Origin of the sequence: Hymenobacter sp. 102, assembly GCF_049949205.1 — a bacterium.
GTDB lineage: Bacteria > Bacteroidota > Bacteroidia > Cytophagales > Hymenobacteraceae > Hymenobacter.
Genome location: NZ_CP188173.1, coordinates 197,021 through 213,796 on the forward strand (window position 1 = coordinate 197,021; position 16,776 = coordinate 213,796).

The following is a 16,776-nucleotide window of genomic DNA, read 5'->3' on the forward strand; positions in this document are numbered from 1 at the left end:
GCTTTTCCCCCTGCCCATGAGCAATAAGGTTCTGCCCTCCGTTTCCCTGGAATCCAAGCAGCCCATCTACAAGGTGGAAAAGGACTGCCTCGTCTCGAAAAACGCGGACGTGACGGTGGCGTTCCGCCTGGAGCTGCCGGAAATCTTCACCCTCTCGCGCGAGGACTACGCCCAGCTGCAGGCGGCTTTTGTGAAGGCTGTGCGCCTGCTGCCCGACCACTGCGTGGTGCACAAGCAGGACTGGTACGTGGAAGACAAGTACGCCCCGGGCTTCGAGGCCGAGCGCACGCTGCTTTCCGCTGCCTACGAGCGGCACTTCAACGAGCGTCCGTTCCTGAACCACTTCTGCTACCTCTACATCACCAAAACCTCGTCGGAGCGGCCCAACTGGGGCAGCACCTCGGGGCTGCTGGCCCGCCGCCACATCGTGCCCAAGGACATGCTCGACACGAAGGTGCTGGAAAGCTTCCTGGACAGCGTGGGCCAGTTCGTGCGCACGCTGGAAGGGGTGGGGCCTACCAACGCCCCCTTTATCCGCTCGCACCGGCTTACCTCCGATGAGCTGGCCGGCACCCAGGAAAAGGCCGGGCTGCTGGAAAAGTACCTCTCGCTGGACCTCTCCGACCAGGCCCTGCAGGTGGACCTGGATTTGACCAATGGGCTGAAGGTAGGGCAGGAGTTCTGCCAGATGTTCTCGGTGGCCAACCTCGATGACCTGCCCACCGCGGTGGAAACCGACATCCGCTACGAGGCCTACAGCACCGAGTACTCGGATTTTCCCATCTCGTTTGCCGCACCGCTGGGGCTGCTGCTGGGTACCAGTCACATCCTGAACCAGTACGTGTTTCTGGATAACACCCAGAAAACGGTGAAAACCTTCGAGCAGAAGAAGGACCGGCTCACCTCCCTCTCGCTCTACTCCCGGCAGAACGCCATCAACGTGGAGTACTACCACGCCTTTCTCAACGAGCTACTAACCCACAAGCGCCGCCCGGTGCGGGTGCATTGCAACGTGCTGACCTGGGGTAGGAGCGAGGAGGAACTGACGGAGGTGCGCAAGCTGGTCAATGCTGCCTTCAACCAGATGAACTGCAAGCCCCGGCAGAACACCGTGGACATTGCCGCGCTCTACTGGGGCGGCATTCCGGGCAATGCCGGCGACTTTCCCGCGGAGGAAACCTTCTACACTTTCATTGAGCAAGCCGTCTGCTTCTGGGCTTCGGAAACCAACTACCGCTCCACCGGCGCCACCAAGGGCATCAAGCTCTCCGACCGCCTCACCGGCAAGCCCGTGCTGGTGGACATCTCCGACGAGCCGATGAAGCGGCAGGTCATCTTCAACCGCAACAAGTTTGTGCTGGGTCCCTCGGGCTCGGGCAAGTCGTTTTTCACCAACCACATGGTGCGCCAGTACTACGAGCAGGGCGCCCACGTGCTGCTGGTGGATACCGGCAACTCCTACAAAGGCCTCTGCGAGCTGGTGGGCGGGGTGTACTTCACCTACGAGGAGGATGCCCCCATTGCCTTCAACCCCTTCCTGATTTCGGGCAAGCTCGACGTGGAGAAGAAGGAAAGCATCAAAACGCTGCTGCAGGCGCTCTGGAAGAAAGACGACGAAGCGGTCAGTCAGTCCGAGTACGTGTCGCTCTCCACGGCCGTGAGCCTGTATTACGTGATGCTTGAAGCCAACCCGGCTATTCAGCCCAGCTTCAACACGTTCTACGAGTTTGTGAAGGGCACCTACCGCAGGGTGCTGGAGGAGGAGAAGGTGCGCGAGAAGGACTTCGACATCGACAACTTCCTCTACGTGCTCGGGCCCTACTACCGGGGCGGCGAGTACGATTACCTGCTCAACTCCGATAAGGAGCTGGACCTGGTGCAGGCCCCGTTCATCGTCTTCGAGCTCGATAACATCAAGGACCACCCCATCCTGTTTCCGGTGGTCACGCTCATTATCATGGAAACCTTCATCTCCAAGATGCGCAAGCTCAAGGGGGTACGGAAGATGATTCTGATTGAGGAGGCCTGGAAGGCGCTAACCACGCCCGGCATGGCCGCCTACATCAAGTACCTCTTTAAGACGGTGCGCAAGTTCTTCGGCGAGGCCATCGTGGTCACGCAGGAAATCGACGACATCATCGGCAACGAGATTGTCAAGGACGCCATCATCAACAACTCGGACTGCAAGATTCTGCTCGACCAGCGCAAGTTCATCAACCGCTTCGAGGAGATTCAGGCCCTGCTCTCGCTCACGCCCAAGGAAAAAGACCTGGTGCTGAGCATCAACCGCGACAACCAGCCCGCGCGCGGCCGCTACACCGAGGTGTTCATCTCGCTGGGCGGGGTCGTGTCGAAGGTGTACGCCATCGAGGTGTCGAAGGAAGAATACGTGACCTACACCACCGAGGAAACCGAGAAAGTGCGGCTGTTCGAGAAGCTGCGCCAGACCGGCGACATGCCCACGGCCATCAAGCTCTTCGCGGCCGAGCTGCGCGAAGGGTAGGGGGCTTCACCATCAACAAAAGGGAAAAAACGATGAAAGCGAAAGTCACCATCCTGGGCCTAGCCATCCTCTCTTTCGGTGCCACAAAGGCCTCTGCTCAACTCGTGGTAACGGCCCCGGTGCTGGAAGTACAGTCCGGCGTCCAGACCGGCCTGCAAAATACCATGAAGGGACTGTCCAAAGCCGCTAACGTACTGGTAAAGGCCGGCGTGAAGGAGCAGGAGCTAACCAAGGTATTCTCGGAGAAAAACCTGCAGCTGGCCAAGACCTGGTACGACGGCCTGCAGCAGGTCAGCACGACTGTGCGCACGTATCGGCGCGTGCAGTCCGTGTTTGAGAAGCAGGGCCAAATCATCCAGACCTATGCTACGGCCATTGAAACCCTGCGGCAGTCACCCTTTGTGCAGCCGGAGCAGCTTTCCACTATGACCAGCGTGTACTCGAAAATGCTGACGGAGGGCGCCAACACCGTTTCGGACCTGCAAACCATCGTCAGCCCGGCCATGCTCAAGATGACGGATGCCGAACGGATGCGCTTCATCGACAAGCTGGACGCGAAGATTTCCGACCAGTTGAGCCTCATCAACTACTACACGCAGCGCAACTACGTGCAGATGCACTTAGCCGAGCAGAAGGCTCAGGATACGCAGGCCCTCAACGCGCTGATGAGCGCCCGCTAACCGCCGACTCACCCCTGACTTGCTCCTCTATGAAAGCAATTTCCAAAATGCTCACCCTGGTCCTGACCCTGCTGGCGGGCCCAGCCTGCGCGCAGGCCGTTATATCGGCTCCAGTAGCCGAGCAAAGCTCACGCAAGCAGATTTTCCACCAGGGCGTGTCTACTACCCTGATGGGGCAGGGCAAGAAGCTGGCCGGCGACATGAAAGCTGTGAGCGGCCAGATTAAAGGCATCGTCGACAAGACCCAGCAGCTGCACGACCAATGGTACAGCAGCCTGCTCCAAATCAGCGCTGGGGTCCGCAACTATCGCCGGGTACGGGAGATTTATACGCACCAGGGCGAAATGATTAACCAGTTCGCCGGTGCCATTCCGGAGCTGCGGGCCCAGCGGCTCACGCCCGCGCAGCTCAGCGAAGCCTCTACAGTCTACCAAACCATCCTGCAGGAAAACGTGGCCCTGCTTGGGGAGCTGGCCGGGGTGCTCAGCGCGAACAAGGCGAAGATGACCGACCCGGAGCGCATTGAGTTTATCGACAACATCGCCGACCGCATCAGCAAGCAGCACGATTTGATGAATTACTTCAGCAACAAGTGTCGGGCCATCGCGCAGCACCAGGCGCAGCAGGTGCGGGACCGGGAAGCGGTAAATGCTTTTATGACTGCCCGCTAGGGGGTACACTTTCCTTTCACTTCCACTTTCGATCCGATGAAAAGCAAGCTAAATCAATTGCTCACAGCAGTTGCCGCCCTGACAATGGTGCTGCTCACCTCGTGTTCCTCCAACAGCGAAACAGCCCAGTTTCTGGGTGAATGGCAATCATTAGATAGCCCCGAGCGGCCGCATATGACTATCCAGGAGCGCGGAGATAATCTGACGCTGCTGGAAGGTAAAAAAGAATACCCGCTCACCTATGACAAGGACAATCACAAGCTCACCGTCAACACCGGATTCGGAGCTATGGACATCATCTACCTGGGTGAGAAAAACCACCTCCTGATTTCCGGGGAAGGGGAATATGCCCAAGTAGCTAAGTAAATCTCTCGCTCCGCTTCTAACACTGCCCGCATGGACCCGACCGCAATTGATTTGAACATGGCCGTGTACGAGCAGAAGCTCGACGCCATTTACACCGAAATGCTCTCGTTCACCTCCCTGTTCATCAACCTGGGACGGGCCATCGGGGGCATCGGAGCCCTGTTATACATCAGCAGCAAGGTGTGGGGCAACATTGCCCGGGCCGAGCCTATCGACCTGTTTCCGCTGCTGCGGCCGTTTGCTATCGGTCTGGCCATCCTGCTGTTCGTGCCCCTGTGCGGTGCATTGCGCGGCATCACCATGTCCGTAGCCCATGGCACCGATGCTATCCGGATGGGGCAATTGGCGGAAGTAAACCGGCTCACGGCAGAGCGCGACCGTCTGGCCGCCGATGCGAAAGCCAAAGCCGACATGCAAATCAACGAAGACTACGAAAAGGAGCTGGGCAAGCTTGGGGCGCTGGACGTGGGCCGCAAGGCCAGTCTGGCGTTCAATCAGGTCCAGTACAGCGTGGGCCAGAATTTCCGGGAGTGGACTAAATCTATTCTTGAGTTGGGGGCACTGGCCGCCAAGCTAGCCATTAGCCTCATTTCCACTTTCCTGTTGGTGTTGCTCAGCGTCGCCGGTCCGCTAGCCTTTGGCATTGCTATCATTCCGGGCTTTGGCGGGGGACTCCTGAAGTGGTTCGGCTATTTCCTCACGATTTCGCTCTGGGTGCCGGTAGCCAACATTTATGCGGCGGTACTGGCCCACGTCCAAGTAACAATGCTCAATGAGAACATCCGCCAGCTCAGCGCCGGCGGAAGTGTGGAGTCGGCTGACATTGCCTACCTGTGTATGCTCGTGCTGGCCATCGTCGGGTACATCTGCGTCCCCAAGGCGGCGGATATGCTGATTGACGGCTCGGGTGTGGGTGGAGCGGCCACTTCGTTTATCACTACCACCACGGCCACCACCGCCGCCATAGCGGGCGCAGCCAGCGGGGCCGGCCTTCGGACCAGCGCGGGCGTGGCTCAGGGCGCAGCCGGCTGGGCCACCACCCAAAACATGTCGCGCAGTGAGGAGCTCGGCCACCGGGCCGGCATGGCCTTGCGCGAACGATTCAGCCGCAAAAGCTGAGTGACCCGCTCCCTATCCTCTCACTAGCCCTCCCTAGTCATGTTCGCATCCCTGAAAACTATTGATTCCGCCTTCCAGCAGGTCAAGACTCTGGCCTTGCTCTTCATTGTGGCGGTGCTGGTGCTGGCCGGCACCATTGCCTACTTCGCGTTTCAGACCACCACCGCGGCCGCCAATCGCATCTACGTGCTGGAAGGCGGGCAGCTGCTCACGGCCGGCGCCCGGGATGCGCGGGCCAACCGGCCGGTGGAGGCCCGCGCCCACGTCACGCGCTTCCACGAGCTGTTTTTCACCCTGGACCCCGACCAGAAGGCCATTGACAGCAACGTGAACAAGGCGCTGTACCTGGCCGATAACTCCGCGAAGCGGCAGTACGAGAACTTCAAGGAGAAGGGCTTCTACAACGACCTGATTGCCGCCAACATCAGCCTGGAAATGAGCGTGGACAGCGTGGTGATAACCAACGCGCGCCCCCTGGTGGCGCGGTGCTACGGGCACCAGCGGGTCATCCGGGCCACTTCGGTGACCACCCGCAACTTCCTCTCGGAATGCTCCCTGCGCGACGTGACGCGCTCGGAGAACAACCCGCACGGCTTCCTGATGGAGAACTGGCGGGTTTTGCGCAACGAAGACCTCAGCACCCAGCCCCGCTAAGCCCTACCCGATGGAAACCAAACCGCATGACGCGCACTTTCTGCGCACCCGCAAGATGGCCACCTTCCTGCCGGTGGTGGGCGTCCCCTTCCTGGCCGTTATGTTCTACCTGGGCGGCGGCGGGCAGGGCGCGCCCGCCGAGGCCCAGAACGTACCGTCCGGCTTTAACACCACCCTGCCCACGGCCGAAAAAGGCTCCATCACCGCCAGCAAGCTCGAAGCCTACGCCAGCCCGGTGGATACCCTGCGCAACCGGGGCCTGGTCGACGCCCGCCTCGATACGGCGGCCGGCTCGGGCCTGTCCTACTCCATCGGTGCCGACGGCAAGCCCGGGCCCAACGGGTCGGTGGACAAGTCCGTGGTGGCAGCCCAGCAGCAGCTCATTGCCGCCCAGCAGGCCCAGTTGAACGGTGGGACTGCGCCCGGCACTGCAGCAGCCCCGACGGCAGCGCCCGGCGCCCTCACGCCCCAGGAGCAGCTGGAGCTGATGCGCAGCCAGCACGAGCGGGAGCTGGCCGAGAAGGATGCTCAGCTGCAGATGGCCCAGCTGCTGGCGCAAAGCAACAGCGGTGGGGGAGGGGTAGCCCGCCCGGCCGCGCCGGTGGTGGCCAAAGCCAGGAAAAAAGCCCGCACCCGGGCTAACGTGGTCGATGAGGATGCCGTCGTTTCCCGGTTGGGTGGGGGCGGCGCGGGCAGACGGCGCACGGCCTCGTTTACCGGTTTGGATGACGGCCATGCGGCTACCGAAGATGCCAACACCCTGCCGGCCGTCATTCACGAATCGCAGGAAGTGGTCAGCGGCTCACTGGTGAAAATGCGCCTGACGGAATCGGCCGTGGTCAATGGTCGCACCCTATCGGCCAACACCTTCATCTACGGCAAGTGCAGCCTGGCCGGGGAGCGGCTGAACATCAGCATCGAAACGCTGAAAACCGGTAACCGGGTCTTTCCGGTGGCCCTCGAAGTCTACGACGTGGACGGGCTGGAAGGCCTGCACATTCCGGGCGCCATCACCCGGGACGCGGCCAAGCAGGCCGGCGCCGATGGCCTGAACGCCGCCGACGCCATGACCATGAGCGCCGATCCCACCCTGGCCGCGGCCGGCGTCGCGGTTACTGCCGTCAAGGGCCTCGGCCAGAAGAAAATCCGCCTGGTCAAAGTGCGCCTGAAAGCCGGCTACCAGGTCATGTTGAAGATTGATAAATAAGCTACTATGAGAATCGCCCTTGCCCTCTGCACCCTGCCCCTCAGCCTGGCCGTGGCGCCCACCCTCGCTCAATCCACGACGCTGGCCAGCACCCGGCCCGTAGCGCCGGCGCCGGCGAAGCTCGCGACGTATCCGCTGTTCGTGTCGGAGCAAAAAACCACCCACCTGGTTTTCCCGTCCCCGGTCACGTATGTTGATTTGGGCAGTTCCGGATTGATTGCGGCCAAGGCCACGGGCTCGGAAAACATCGTGCGGGTTAAGGCGGCTGGCAGCGGCTTCAGCGAAACCAACATGACCGTGCTCACGGCCAGCGGCAAGCTTTACTCCTTCGTGGTGGGCTACCAGCGCAACCCGCGTCAGTTGGGGCTGGACCTGGGCGCGCCCAGCGCGGGCCCGGCCAGGCTGCCCGTACTCCCCCTCTACGTCTCGGACCAGAAAACCACGCACCTCGTGTTTCCCTACCCGGTCACCTACGTCGATCTGGGTAACTCGGGCATTCTGGCCGCCAAGGCCACGGGTGCCGACAACATCGTGCGCGTGAAAGCGGCCAGCAACCGCCTGACCGAAACCAACATGACCGTGCTGACCTCCGGTGGCAAGCTGTACATGTTCGTTGTCAACTACCAGCACGACCCCAAGGTGCTGAGCCTGGACCTGAGCACGATGACCAGCGCCACTGCCCGGGCCAGCAGTGGCAGCGAGGCCATCCTGTCGAACACGCCCATTCCGCAGGGCAACCTGGATGCCTATTCCAAGCAGGCGCTGGCACGCGGCGGCTCGGCGGCCAGCGACACGAAAGACCAGCTCAGCGTGCGCGCGGGCAGCGTGGGCTACCAGCAGGAAACCCTGTTTTTCCCGCTGCACCTGCGCAATCGCTCCAATGTGACGTATGACGTGGATTTCGTCAAGTTCTACATCCAGGATAAGAAGGTGGCCAAGCGCACGGCCGAGCAGGCCATTGAACTGACGCCCACCTACGTCTATAACGGTAACCTGAAAAAGATTGAAGCCGCCGGCAAGCTCCAGCAGGTATTCGTGTTCAGGAAGTTCACCATTCCTGACCAGAAAAACCTGGTTATCGAGGTGTACGAAAAGGGGGGCGGACGTAATGTTAAGCTCAAGCTGTCCAACCGCGACCTGCTCCGCGCCCGCGGCTTCCGGTAGCCTTAACAGGACCGCTACGCCCCTCACAACCATTAGCATCTCCACGCCGTGTGGCACTTCGCAAACACCCTCCCGTTGTCTTTAACAAGGTAGCAGGCGGGTGTTTCGGTTTTTTGCGTAGTACTACCTGAGTCTGCTACTCACCGGAATACAACGTGTGCTTTGTAATGTTTTGCAGTAAAAAACTTTACAATTAGTATATCTTTATCAGCCCCATGCAGATGGAAAAAGTGACCAAATCCACGACCGCCCGCCAGAAAATCATCAACCGCTTGCAACAGCTGGAGCCGGGTGCCCTCGTGCGCTACCAGGACTTTGCCAGCCTGGACATCGCGCCGGGCACGGTGGCCGTGAACCTGAGCCGGCTGCGCCAGGAAGGCGTGGTGCAGCAGGTCACCAAAGGCACGTACCGCCTCCCCCTGCAGAGCCGGTTCGGCCCGGTACCGGTTTCCGAGCAGCAGGTGTTGCAGGTGCTGCTGCAAACCTCCAGCAAAAAGCTGCGGGGCTACCCCACCGGCGTAGCGGCCTTCAACCGTCTGAGGCTGACCACGCAGGTGCCCCAGGAAATTCTGATTGCCACCTCCCGGCCGGGGCGGCCGAAGAAAGTCGGCAACGTGCGCGTGCGCTTCGTGCGCAGCCGGGCCGATGTGCAGCCAGAGGAGGTTCCGCTCTGCCAATTGCTCGACGCCCTGCGGCAGATTAAGCGCCTGCCCGATACCTCGCCGGCCGCGGCCCTGCTCCGCCTGCGCGAGCAGATAAAGCAACTGCCATCACTTGAGCAGGCCGCCTTGGTTCGCCTGGCACAGGACTACAACCCGGCCACACGCGCTCTGCTGGGAGCTCTGCTGGAAGGGATGGGTGAAGTCACGCTGGCTACCAAGCTGAAAGCCAGCCTGAATCCCTTATCCACTTATAAGCTTGGTTTATCCGAGCAGGCCTTACCTAACCGCGCGCAATGGCACATCCAATGACTCTGCACACCCACGAGCAGGACTAACTATATGCCGAGGAACATTCCCTCAGGTTCATTTACTTGTTCACTACTGCCCAACGGAGGTCAGGGTCTGAAGCCGCCGCTCGATAATAAACTTTCGTTCGTCACCAGACCCGTACGGTAGTTGACAATCGATAGCTTCGCGCAATTCCGGATGCAGCAGCAGTCGGCTGACTTCCGCAGCGATGTAGGCGCGTACGGCAGGCGATGCGGCTGCTACCTCTGCACCCAGTGCCGGGCGATTATCCAGCACGTACACGATGTCCTCCAGATCACTGCTCAGGCGGATGTCGCTCATGCCGCGGCTGCGCAGTGCCGCCAGCTTCGTGGCGATAAAATACACCGCTGGCATAATCTGGATCGTGGTTTCGTCGGGCAGCACGTAAGGAATAGCGTGGGCAAAGCCTTCGGGATACCACGGATTCGAGAACCCCAGGATATTGTCTTCCCCGACCGGCATTACATCGACCACCAGCCCCGCGACCCGCCAGCGGCAAATGACATTTGACTCCTGGTCATGCCGAAACCCGAGGGCCCGTAGCTCTTCCTCCAGCACGTAGTAGGCCATGCGGGGCATGACCTCAATAATACAATCCACATCCATGGTCGGGCGGGACTCGGCGGCGCGGGCGGCAGTGCTGTACAGACCGGCGGTGCTGCCGCCGACGAAAACGACCCGTTCCCGCAAGGGGCCCAGCGCCCGGGCCACGGCCTGCAGCGCGGCCAGGTTGGCCGTATTAGACATGAGCCGGCAACAGAAAGGCTTTCAATAAATTCCCAGCCAGTTTTCGCTCCCGGGGGCGGCCCACCCGCACCGCGTCAACCAACGCCAGCAGCTCATAGAGGCGCGTATCGGCTTTGGCCGCTTGCGGCACGCGCGGGTACAAGGGCTCGATGGCGCTACCCCAGCAGTCGCTTTCTGCGTCGGGCCACACGTACAGCTGCTCGGCTACCAGCTGCTCCCGCAACGGGGCGGCGCTGTGGGCAGTGGGGAGGCCCCGTACCTGGGCGCCCGGCTGCGTGGGAAACACCACCGGTAAACCGTAGAGTAGAAACTCCAGAAAGGTTCGCCGAGCCACGCGCCGGTCAGCGCCCTCCAGCAGCCGGGCGTATTGGCACCGCTTCAGGCTAAACGATATTTCGGTGGGGCTTAAGAACAAGGCAGTGGCCAAGTCCTTGCCTTGCCAGATGGTATCCTCCAGCAACAGCACCTTCAGCAGAACGACTACATCCTGCGGGCGCATGCCATTATGTTGTCGCATTACGGTCAGCTGATTTTTGGTTTGCAATTTGCAAATTGATAATCAACATTCCTATTCGATAGCTGCTTCTATCGTCACCCTATCGAGACCAATAAGGACTGCTCATACTTACTTGTCAGTCCTGGCCACAGGTTCCGATAACTAACAAATGGGGACGTTAGGCGAGGGAGCCTACAAAGAGCGCGGGGCGCTGCTGAATGGGCAGCGGCTGCCGGTGCACCCCGCCCAGCCGGTTGGTAGGGCTGGGTGCTAACCGGAGGCGACGATGCAAATCGGTAAGTTTTAAGGCCTGCATGCGCTACGGCGATAACTGCTTAGGGCGGCAAAGCTAGCCAATAAGAGCAATACCGGTAGCACTCTTGCATTGAGCCAACAATCCTTCCGGTGATCAAACCCCGGCCCTACTGGTACTTGTAGGGCTGTTCACGCTCGTAAGTAAGTCTATTGTTGAACTCTGCTACTTGGTCGTATCAAACCTTAGGTAGATGAAACGCTACCGCATGAGCCAATAATGAGCCAATTCAGTTGCTCAAAAAATAACGAATCTGGCTTGAATTCAAGGATTACGACCACGTGCCGGTAGGGGGTGAGCCCATAAATCGGTACTACTTTTTAGCCTTAGGGGCCCAGCCTACTACCGACGACTCTCTTGGCGCAGCAGAGTGTCATCACTAAGTTGTAGAATAGGCAAGTACTGGAGAGCTCCCGTTTGTTTTTACAGCTTCTTCCTACTCACAGCAAACCAGCTCCGAGAGTTCTTTATGAGCCTATTGCGAGCCCATTTGCGGAGGGGTACCCAGCAGAGTTGACTGGGATACGCCCGAAATCTCTCTAGTTCCAGTGTTCTGGCCACAGCTTCGCTACCTGCACTCCTTGACATGGCTTCCCAACCATTCCCTTGTCAGAAGACAGGTACTTCCTCTTCTAATCTGACTCCTGTACAATCGTATGTGTTTTCGACCGACATTTCATGCATTAAGTCTATATTTAATCTTTGTTGCATGATTTATCAATCATTATTACAATACATCACTAATAAATATATCTTGCATGATAAGCCATCCAAAAACTACCCCTTTCCGGCTCTTATGACTGATATATCCTACAATAAATGGTCAGCCATGAGTGATGATGCTTTGGCAGCACACATTGGGGCCTTTGTGAAGCACCACCGACTGGCCCGCAACAAATCGCAAGAGGCCATTGCTCACGCTGCCGGTATCAGTCGATCAACCCTGAGTTTATTGGAGCGGGGACAAACGGTCACCGTTGCCACTCTGATTCAGGTACTGCGGGTGCTCGATTTGCTCTATACCATGGAGGCGTTCACGGTCCCCACACTAATCAGCCCGCTAGCCATTGCCAAGCTAGAACAAACCAAGCGCATTAGAGCAAGGCCAAGCGACACAGGCAGTAAAGCGCCGCAGGGCAAGAAACGCAACACCGATTGGTAACGATGCAAGCAGCTAGAATCCATATTTGGGGAGAGTTCGTGGGGGCCGTTATCTGGGACGAAGCGACCGGTCTCGCCACCTTTGAGTACGATCCAACCTTTAAAAGACGAGGGGTGGATCTGGCGCCGCTCAAGATGCCCATTACCTCGTCGCAGACCATTTTCTCCTTCCCTGAACTACGCCAGAAACCTGATAGCGGACTTGATGCCTTTAAGGGCTTACCCGGGCTGCTCGCTGATGTGCTGCCCGACCGCTACGGCCATGAGCTCATCAATCTGTGGCTAGCACAGCAGGGCCGCCCAACGGATAGCATGAATCCGGTGGAGATGCTCTGCTTTATCGGCCAACGGGGCATGGGGGCACTGGAATTTGAGCCTACCTCGCTAAAGGAAAACAAGAATACGTTTTCCGTCGAAATCGACAGCTTGGTAACGGTGGCGCAAAAGATGCTTGCCGCTAAACAGGAGTTTCTGGCCCACATGAATCAGGGCGAGGAAAAGGCCTTGATGGAAATCCTGAAAATCGGTACTTCCGCCGGGGGCGCTCGGCCCAAAGCGGTGATTGCCTACAACGAAAAAACGGGCGAGGTAAAGTCCGGGCAAACCAAAGCGCCCCAGGGTTTTGAACACTGGCTGCTCAAACTCGACGGCGTGAGTGATGTGCAGCTGGGAGCTACCCACGGCTACGGGCGGGTGGAGATGGCCTACTACAACATGGCCCGCGCCTGTGGCATTGAGATGATGCCCTCCCGCCTGCTGGAAGAGAATGGCCGGGCGCATTTTATGACCAAGCGCTTCGACCGGGAAGGCGGCAGCACCAAGCACCACGTGCAGACCCTGTGCGCCACCAAGCACTTCGACTACAATGCCGTGACTAGCTTTAGCTACGAGCAGTTGTTTCAAACGATGCGGGAGCTTACGCTTACCTATCCCGAAGCGGAGCAGATGTTCCGGCGGATGGTCTTTAATGTGATGGCGCGCAACTGTGACGATCACACGAAGAACTTCGCCTTTCGGCTGAGACAAGGCCACGCGTGGGAATTAGCCCCTGCCTACGACGTGTGCCACGCCTACCGCCCCGGTAGCCCCTGGGTAAGCCAGCACGCGTTGAGTGTAAACGGCAAGCGGCAGGGTATTTCCCGCGATGACTTGCTCACTATCGGACGCTCCATTCGGTCGAGAAGCGCAGGCGATAAAGCCCAAAGTATCATTACGCAAATCAGCGAGACCGTTAACCAGTGGCCCACCTTCGCCGAAGAAGTAAACGTGGACCCGAAGCTTCGCGACGCCATTACTGCAACCTTATTACGCTTGTGAACCACCATTGATGCATAAAAAGATCAGTAATCTGCAGACACTCCTTTTTTCCCAGGAGCGGTTAAGAATTCCTCCCTATCAACGCCCGTATAAATGGTCGACCAGACAAGTAAATCAGCTTATCGATGATATCCTTTACCACCGCGAGCGCGACAAGAGTGCATACCGCCTAGGAACTGTGGTGGTGCACTACGACCGAGGGCACTCTAACCAAGCGCGCGACGTCGTAGATGGCCAACAGCGACTGTATACCCTCAGCCTATTGGCGGCAGCATTACTACGCAGGCACCCGGCAGCTACTCCAGCAGGTAAGCAAGCCGCTGATCTCTGCCTGGCCCAATCCTGCATCAGTAATCCAATCAGCCAGGCCAATCTGCGCCGCAACGCGCAGCTGATCCAACAACGCGTGGAGGAATTTCAGCGCGAGGATGCTGACTTCTTCTTTCAACGCTGTGAGCTGGTTTATCTCGAATTGGAGCACATTGCCGAGGCCTTTCAGTTCTTTGATTCCCAGAACACGCGTGGCAAAGATCTAGCGCCCCACGACCTACTCAAAGCCTACCATCTTCGTGAGATGGAGAGTAACACGGAGGCCGAGCGCATTGCCAGTGCCGGGCAGTGGGAGCAGCTAACGGAGGACTTGCCCCGGTACTTCAGTAGCTACCTGTTTAAGATTCGGGCTTGGTCCAAGGGCCGATCCGGGCTACACTTCACTAAGGAACGCATCGATACATTCAAGGGTCTCACGATTGGTTCTGCACCAGTCTTGCCTTTTGCCGAGGCGGCCCGCATGTGCCACTTAACCGTTCAGGGCTACAACCAGGATCACGCCCGGGTGCTTGACCGGCAGCGTATGCCCTATCCCTGCCAATTGGATCAGGTAATACTCAACGGCGCGCGCTTTTTTGAGTACGTTGGGCAGTACGCAGCTCGCATTCGTGAGCTGGAAGCCAGGGTGGGAGATCCCAGGAGCAGCGTGCCGGCGTGGCAGGGTGGGGGAATGGCCAAGCGGATCTTGCACGAGCTGGCGCACTACTGGGGCCGCGGCCGGCAAGGTGACCAGTACGTGCGTAATCTGTTTGATTGCTGCCTACTCTACTACTGGGATAAATTTGGTGACCATAAGGAAGAAGAGGCCGTCGTCCGAATTTTTCTCTGGGCATATGCTCTACGGCTCGAAAACAAAGCAGTTCGGGCAGTTACTGTCGACAACTACGCTAAAGCCCAGGATGGGCTGATCCGCCTGATCCGGGAGGCCACGGACCCGCGGGAGTTCTTTGCCAAGTCGCTGACCCCGGTAAACCACAAAGGAAGTGAAGGTACGGTCGCTCACCTAGACGGGATTATGCAGCTATTCCGCGACCTGAAAGCAATCGAGTAACCGTGACCATGGAACTACTAGAAGAACTATCCATCGAGCAGCTGTTCAGCCGCTACAACTACACCGTGCCACTCTATCAACGTAGCTATGCCTGGGACGAGGCGCAGGTAACACAACTGGTCCGGGACATTTGGGAAGTGACCGGCGCAACAACCACGTACTATATCGGCAACCTGATTGTGCACCACCGGCCTGCTGCCGGACAAGATGAACTGGCCGTTATTGATGGCCAGCAGCGACTCACCACGCTCAACATCCTATTAAGTGTGTTGCAGAATGAGTTCGGACTTTCCGTACCCGAAGCGCACGCCTCCCGACTGCGCTTCGACAGCCGGCCTAATTCATCAGCCACGCTTCACCGGCTGGCGGATCGCGACCCTAGCGTGCGAAGCACGGCAAAGGACCGACGCATGCAGCAGGCGTATCTGGATATGACCCGGGAGCTGAAACAGCTCCAGCAGAGACATGCGGGAAGCGACGCCAACCACAGTCCGGATCAATTCCATACCTGCTTGCTTAAGCGGGTGAAGATTCTGCAGGTACAGGTGCCCGCCGATACCGACCTCAATCATTACTTTGAAATTATGAACAGCCGGGGTGAGCAGCTCGAAAAACACGAGGTGCTTAAGGCCCAGCTACTTGGTCACCTGCAAGGGGAGTCCGCGAGCCTGCAGGCTGGTGCCCGGATCTGGGATGCCTGCTCCATCATGGACCAGCACATGGTTAAAGCCTTTGATTCGCAGCTACGGACACAACTGTTTACCAGCAGTTCCGGGGCTCTGGATCGCGTGCCGGACTCTTTTGACCACATCAGGGAGGTAGTAGTGGGCTCGGTGGCGGATAACACGCCGCAGACATCGGGGGCCAAGTTGCTCGACCTGCTCGACAGCCCGGAACAGGTAGGCGCCTCGAACAGTGAGGCAGAAACAAGCGAGCCGCGCCTGGGCTCGGTAGTGAGCTTTCCGAACTTTCTGCTGCTCACGCTCAAGGTCTATACTGCCCGTGACCTTGCACTGGATGACAACCAGTTGATTGATTCATTTGGAAAAGTACTCCAGAACACTCCTGACAAAGCTGCTTTCGTGAAGGGGTTTCTGCATTGCCTGTTGAAATGCCGACTGCTGCTGGATCGATACGTCATCAAGCGTGAGTATACTCACGATCAGTATAAGTGGCGCTTACGGAGCCTTAAGCCAGAATCATCCTCCGACAGCGAGCGTTTTGGCAACACCTTTGAGAGCGAGGCCGACACCCGGCAAGCAGTGATGTTGTTGGCCATGTTTCACGTTTCCTTCCCCCAAGCAACGTACAAGCACTGGCTGGCCGGAGTACTGCGCTTTTTGCACGCCACGGGGCCCGGGTTGGTCGCCAAAGACTATATCCGGTATTTGGAGCAACTCTCCGATGCCTTTTATTACGACCGGTTCGCGACGACTCCCCTTAGTTATCACACCATCATCTTTACAAACGAAGCGGTACCGGTCAACCACACCGTGAACGAAGATGTGCTGCACCAGGGTACGCACGTCCCGAACTTCATCTTTAACCGGCTGGACTACCTGATCTGGAAAACATCACGGGTTGAGTTGCGCAAGGATTACCAGATTCCTCGCATCGAGGAGTTTGAGTTCACGTTCCGTAGCTCAGTAGAGCATTTTTACCCGCAGAATCCCAAAGGCGAGATCAGCAATCCGCTAGATCAGAAAATCCTCAATTCATTCGGCAACCTGTGTTTGATCAGCGCCAGCAAAAACTCGGAGCTAAGCAACTATTCGCCAAAAGCCAAGGCGGAGCATTATAACAAGTCTTCCGCAATAGAAAGCCTGAAGCAACAACTCATGATGCAGCAGTGCAACACGTGGGATCTTACAGCTATTGAAGCGCACCAGCAGGAAATGATCGGTCTGCTCGCCACGCGCTCTACCTTGCCATGACATCTAATCATAACTAGCAATTTGGCTGTAAGCCAAGAGCAGGTAAAGGTTATGTAAGAACCCTGGACAGG

The 16,776-nt window shown here is 58.3% G+C and carries 16 protein-coding genes; 13 read left to right on the top strand and 3 right to left on the bottom strand.

Annotated features, from left to right (window positions below; genetic code table 11):
• The first annotated feature begins 16 nt into the window (after nucleotides 1-16).
• From ACN19L_RS23560 to ACN19L_RS23600, 9 genes are all read left to right on the top strand, one after another.
• The gene (locus ACN19L_RS23560; protein ID WP_426491350.1) at nucleotides 17-2,503 is read left to right on the top strand and encodes a TraG family conjugative transposon ATPase; all 2,487 of its coding nucleotides are present in this window, start codon (nucleotides 17-19) and stop codon (nucleotides 2,501-2,503) included.
• Between the two features lie 32 nt (nucleotides 2,504-2,535).
• Entirely contained in the window at nucleotides 2,536-3,183 is a 648-nt protein-coding gene (locus ACN19L_RS23565) for a hypothetical protein (protein ID WP_426491351.1), read from the top strand.
• Nucleotides 3,184-3,212: 29 nt separating this feature from the next.
• Nucleotides 3,213-3,854: a hypothetical protein gene (locus ACN19L_RS23570; RefSeq protein WP_426491222.1), complete on the top strand. Its 642-nt coding sequence runs from the start codon at nucleotides 3,213-3,215 to the stop codon at nucleotides 3,852-3,854.
• A 36-nt stretch (nucleotides 3,855-3,890) separates the two neighbouring features.
• Entirely contained in the window at nucleotides 3,891-4,220 is a 330-nt protein-coding gene (locus tag ACN19L_RS23575) for a hypothetical protein (RefSeq protein ID WP_426491223.1), read from the top strand.
• Between the two features lie 30 nt (nucleotides 4,221-4,250).
• Entirely contained in the window at nucleotides 4,251-5,339 is a 1,089-nt protein-coding gene (locus ACN19L_RS23580; protein WP_426491224.1) for a hypothetical protein, read from the top strand.
• Nucleotides 5,340-5,378: 39 nt separating this feature from the next.
• Nucleotides 5,379-5,993, top strand: a complete 615-nt coding sequence (gene traK, locus ACN19L_RS23585) for a conjugative transposon protein TraK (protein ID WP_354580995.1) — start codon at nucleotides 5,379-5,381, stop codon at nucleotides 5,991-5,993.
• Nucleotides 5,994-6,003: 10 nt separating this feature from the next.
• Nucleotides 6,004-7,200, top strand: coding sequence for a conjugative transposon protein TraM (gene traM / locus ACN19L_RS23590; protein WP_426491225.1), 1,197 nt, complete (start codon nucleotides 6,004-6,006; stop codon nucleotides 7,198-7,200).
• A 6-nt stretch (nucleotides 7,201-7,206) separates the two neighbouring features.
• Nucleotides 7,207-8,364: a conjugative transposon protein TraN gene (gene traN / locus ACN19L_RS23595; RefSeq protein ID WP_426491352.1), complete on the top strand. Its 1,158-nt coding sequence runs from the start codon at nucleotides 7,207-7,209 to the stop codon at nucleotides 8,362-8,364.
• 221 nt (nucleotides 8,365-8,585) lie between these two features.
• The gene (locus ACN19L_RS23600; RefSeq protein WP_426491228.1) at nucleotides 8,586-9,335 is read left to right on the top strand and encodes a type IV toxin-antitoxin system AbiEi family antitoxin domain-containing protein; all 750 of its coding nucleotides are present in this window, start codon (nucleotides 8,586-8,588) and stop codon (nucleotides 9,333-9,335) included.
• Between the two features lie 69 nt (nucleotides 9,336-9,404).
• Here ACN19L_RS23600 and ACN19L_RS23605 read toward each other — a convergent pair whose 3' ends face one another.
• The 3 genes from ACN19L_RS23605 to ACN19L_RS23615 all read right to left on the bottom strand — a co-directional run bounded on the left by ACN19L_RS23605 (nucleotide 9,405) and on the right by ACN19L_RS23615 (nucleotide 10,915).
• Nucleotides 9,405-10,103 carry a hypothetical protein gene (locus tag ACN19L_RS23605; RefSeq protein WP_426491353.1) on the bottom strand — a complete coding sequence of 233 codons (699 nt, stop codon included), beginning with the start codon at nucleotides 10,101-10,103 and terminating at the stop codon, nucleotides 9,405-9,407.
• Entirely contained in the window at nucleotides 10,096-10,620 is a 525-nt protein-coding gene (locus ACN19L_RS23610) for a hypothetical protein (protein ID WP_426491230.1), read from the bottom strand. The genes ACN19L_RS23605 and ACN19L_RS23610 overlap by 8 nt, the downstream gene beginning before the upstream one ends.
• 157 nt (nucleotides 10,621-10,777) lie before the next feature.
• Nucleotides 10,778-10,915 carry a hypothetical protein gene (locus ACN19L_RS23615; RefSeq protein ID WP_426491231.1) on the bottom strand — a complete coding sequence of 46 codons (138 nt, stop codon included), beginning with the start codon at nucleotides 10,913-10,915 and terminating at the stop codon, nucleotides 10,778-10,780.
• Nucleotides 10,916-11,621: 706 nt separating this feature from the next.
• On the opposite strand from ACN19L_RS23615, the gene ACN19L_RS23620 reads away from it, so the two are divergent.
• The 4 genes from ACN19L_RS23620 to ACN19L_RS23635 are packed head-to-tail and all read left to right on the top strand — an operon-like array spanning nucleotide 11,622 to nucleotide 16,705.
• Nucleotides 11,622-12,074 carry a helix-turn-helix domain-containing protein gene (locus tag ACN19L_RS23620; protein ID WP_426491232.1) on the top strand — a complete coding sequence of 151 codons (453 nt, stop codon included), beginning with the start codon at nucleotides 11,622-11,624 and terminating at the stop codon, nucleotides 12,072-12,074.
• Between the two features lie 2 nt (nucleotides 12,075-12,076).
• On the top strand, nucleotides 12,077-13,390 hold the full coding sequence (locus tag ACN19L_RS23625) for a type II toxin-antitoxin system HipA family toxin (protein WP_426491354.1): 1,314 nt from the start codon (nucleotides 12,077-12,079) through the stop codon (nucleotides 13,388-13,390).
• 10 nt (nucleotides 13,391-13,400) lie between these two features.
• A complete protein-coding gene (locus ACN19L_RS23630) occupies nucleotides 13,401-14,771 on the top strand; it encodes a DUF262 domain-containing protein (protein ID WP_426491235.1) in 1,371 nt (456 codons plus the stop codon).
• 8 nt (nucleotides 14,772-14,779) lie between these two features.
• Nucleotides 14,780-16,705 carry a DUF262 domain-containing protein gene (locus ACN19L_RS23635; RefSeq protein WP_426491236.1) on the top strand — a complete coding sequence of 642 codons (1,926 nt, stop codon included), beginning with the start codon at nucleotides 14,780-14,782 and terminating at the stop codon, nucleotides 16,703-16,705.
• The last annotated feature ends 71 nt before the right edge of the window (nucleotides 16,706-16,776 follow it).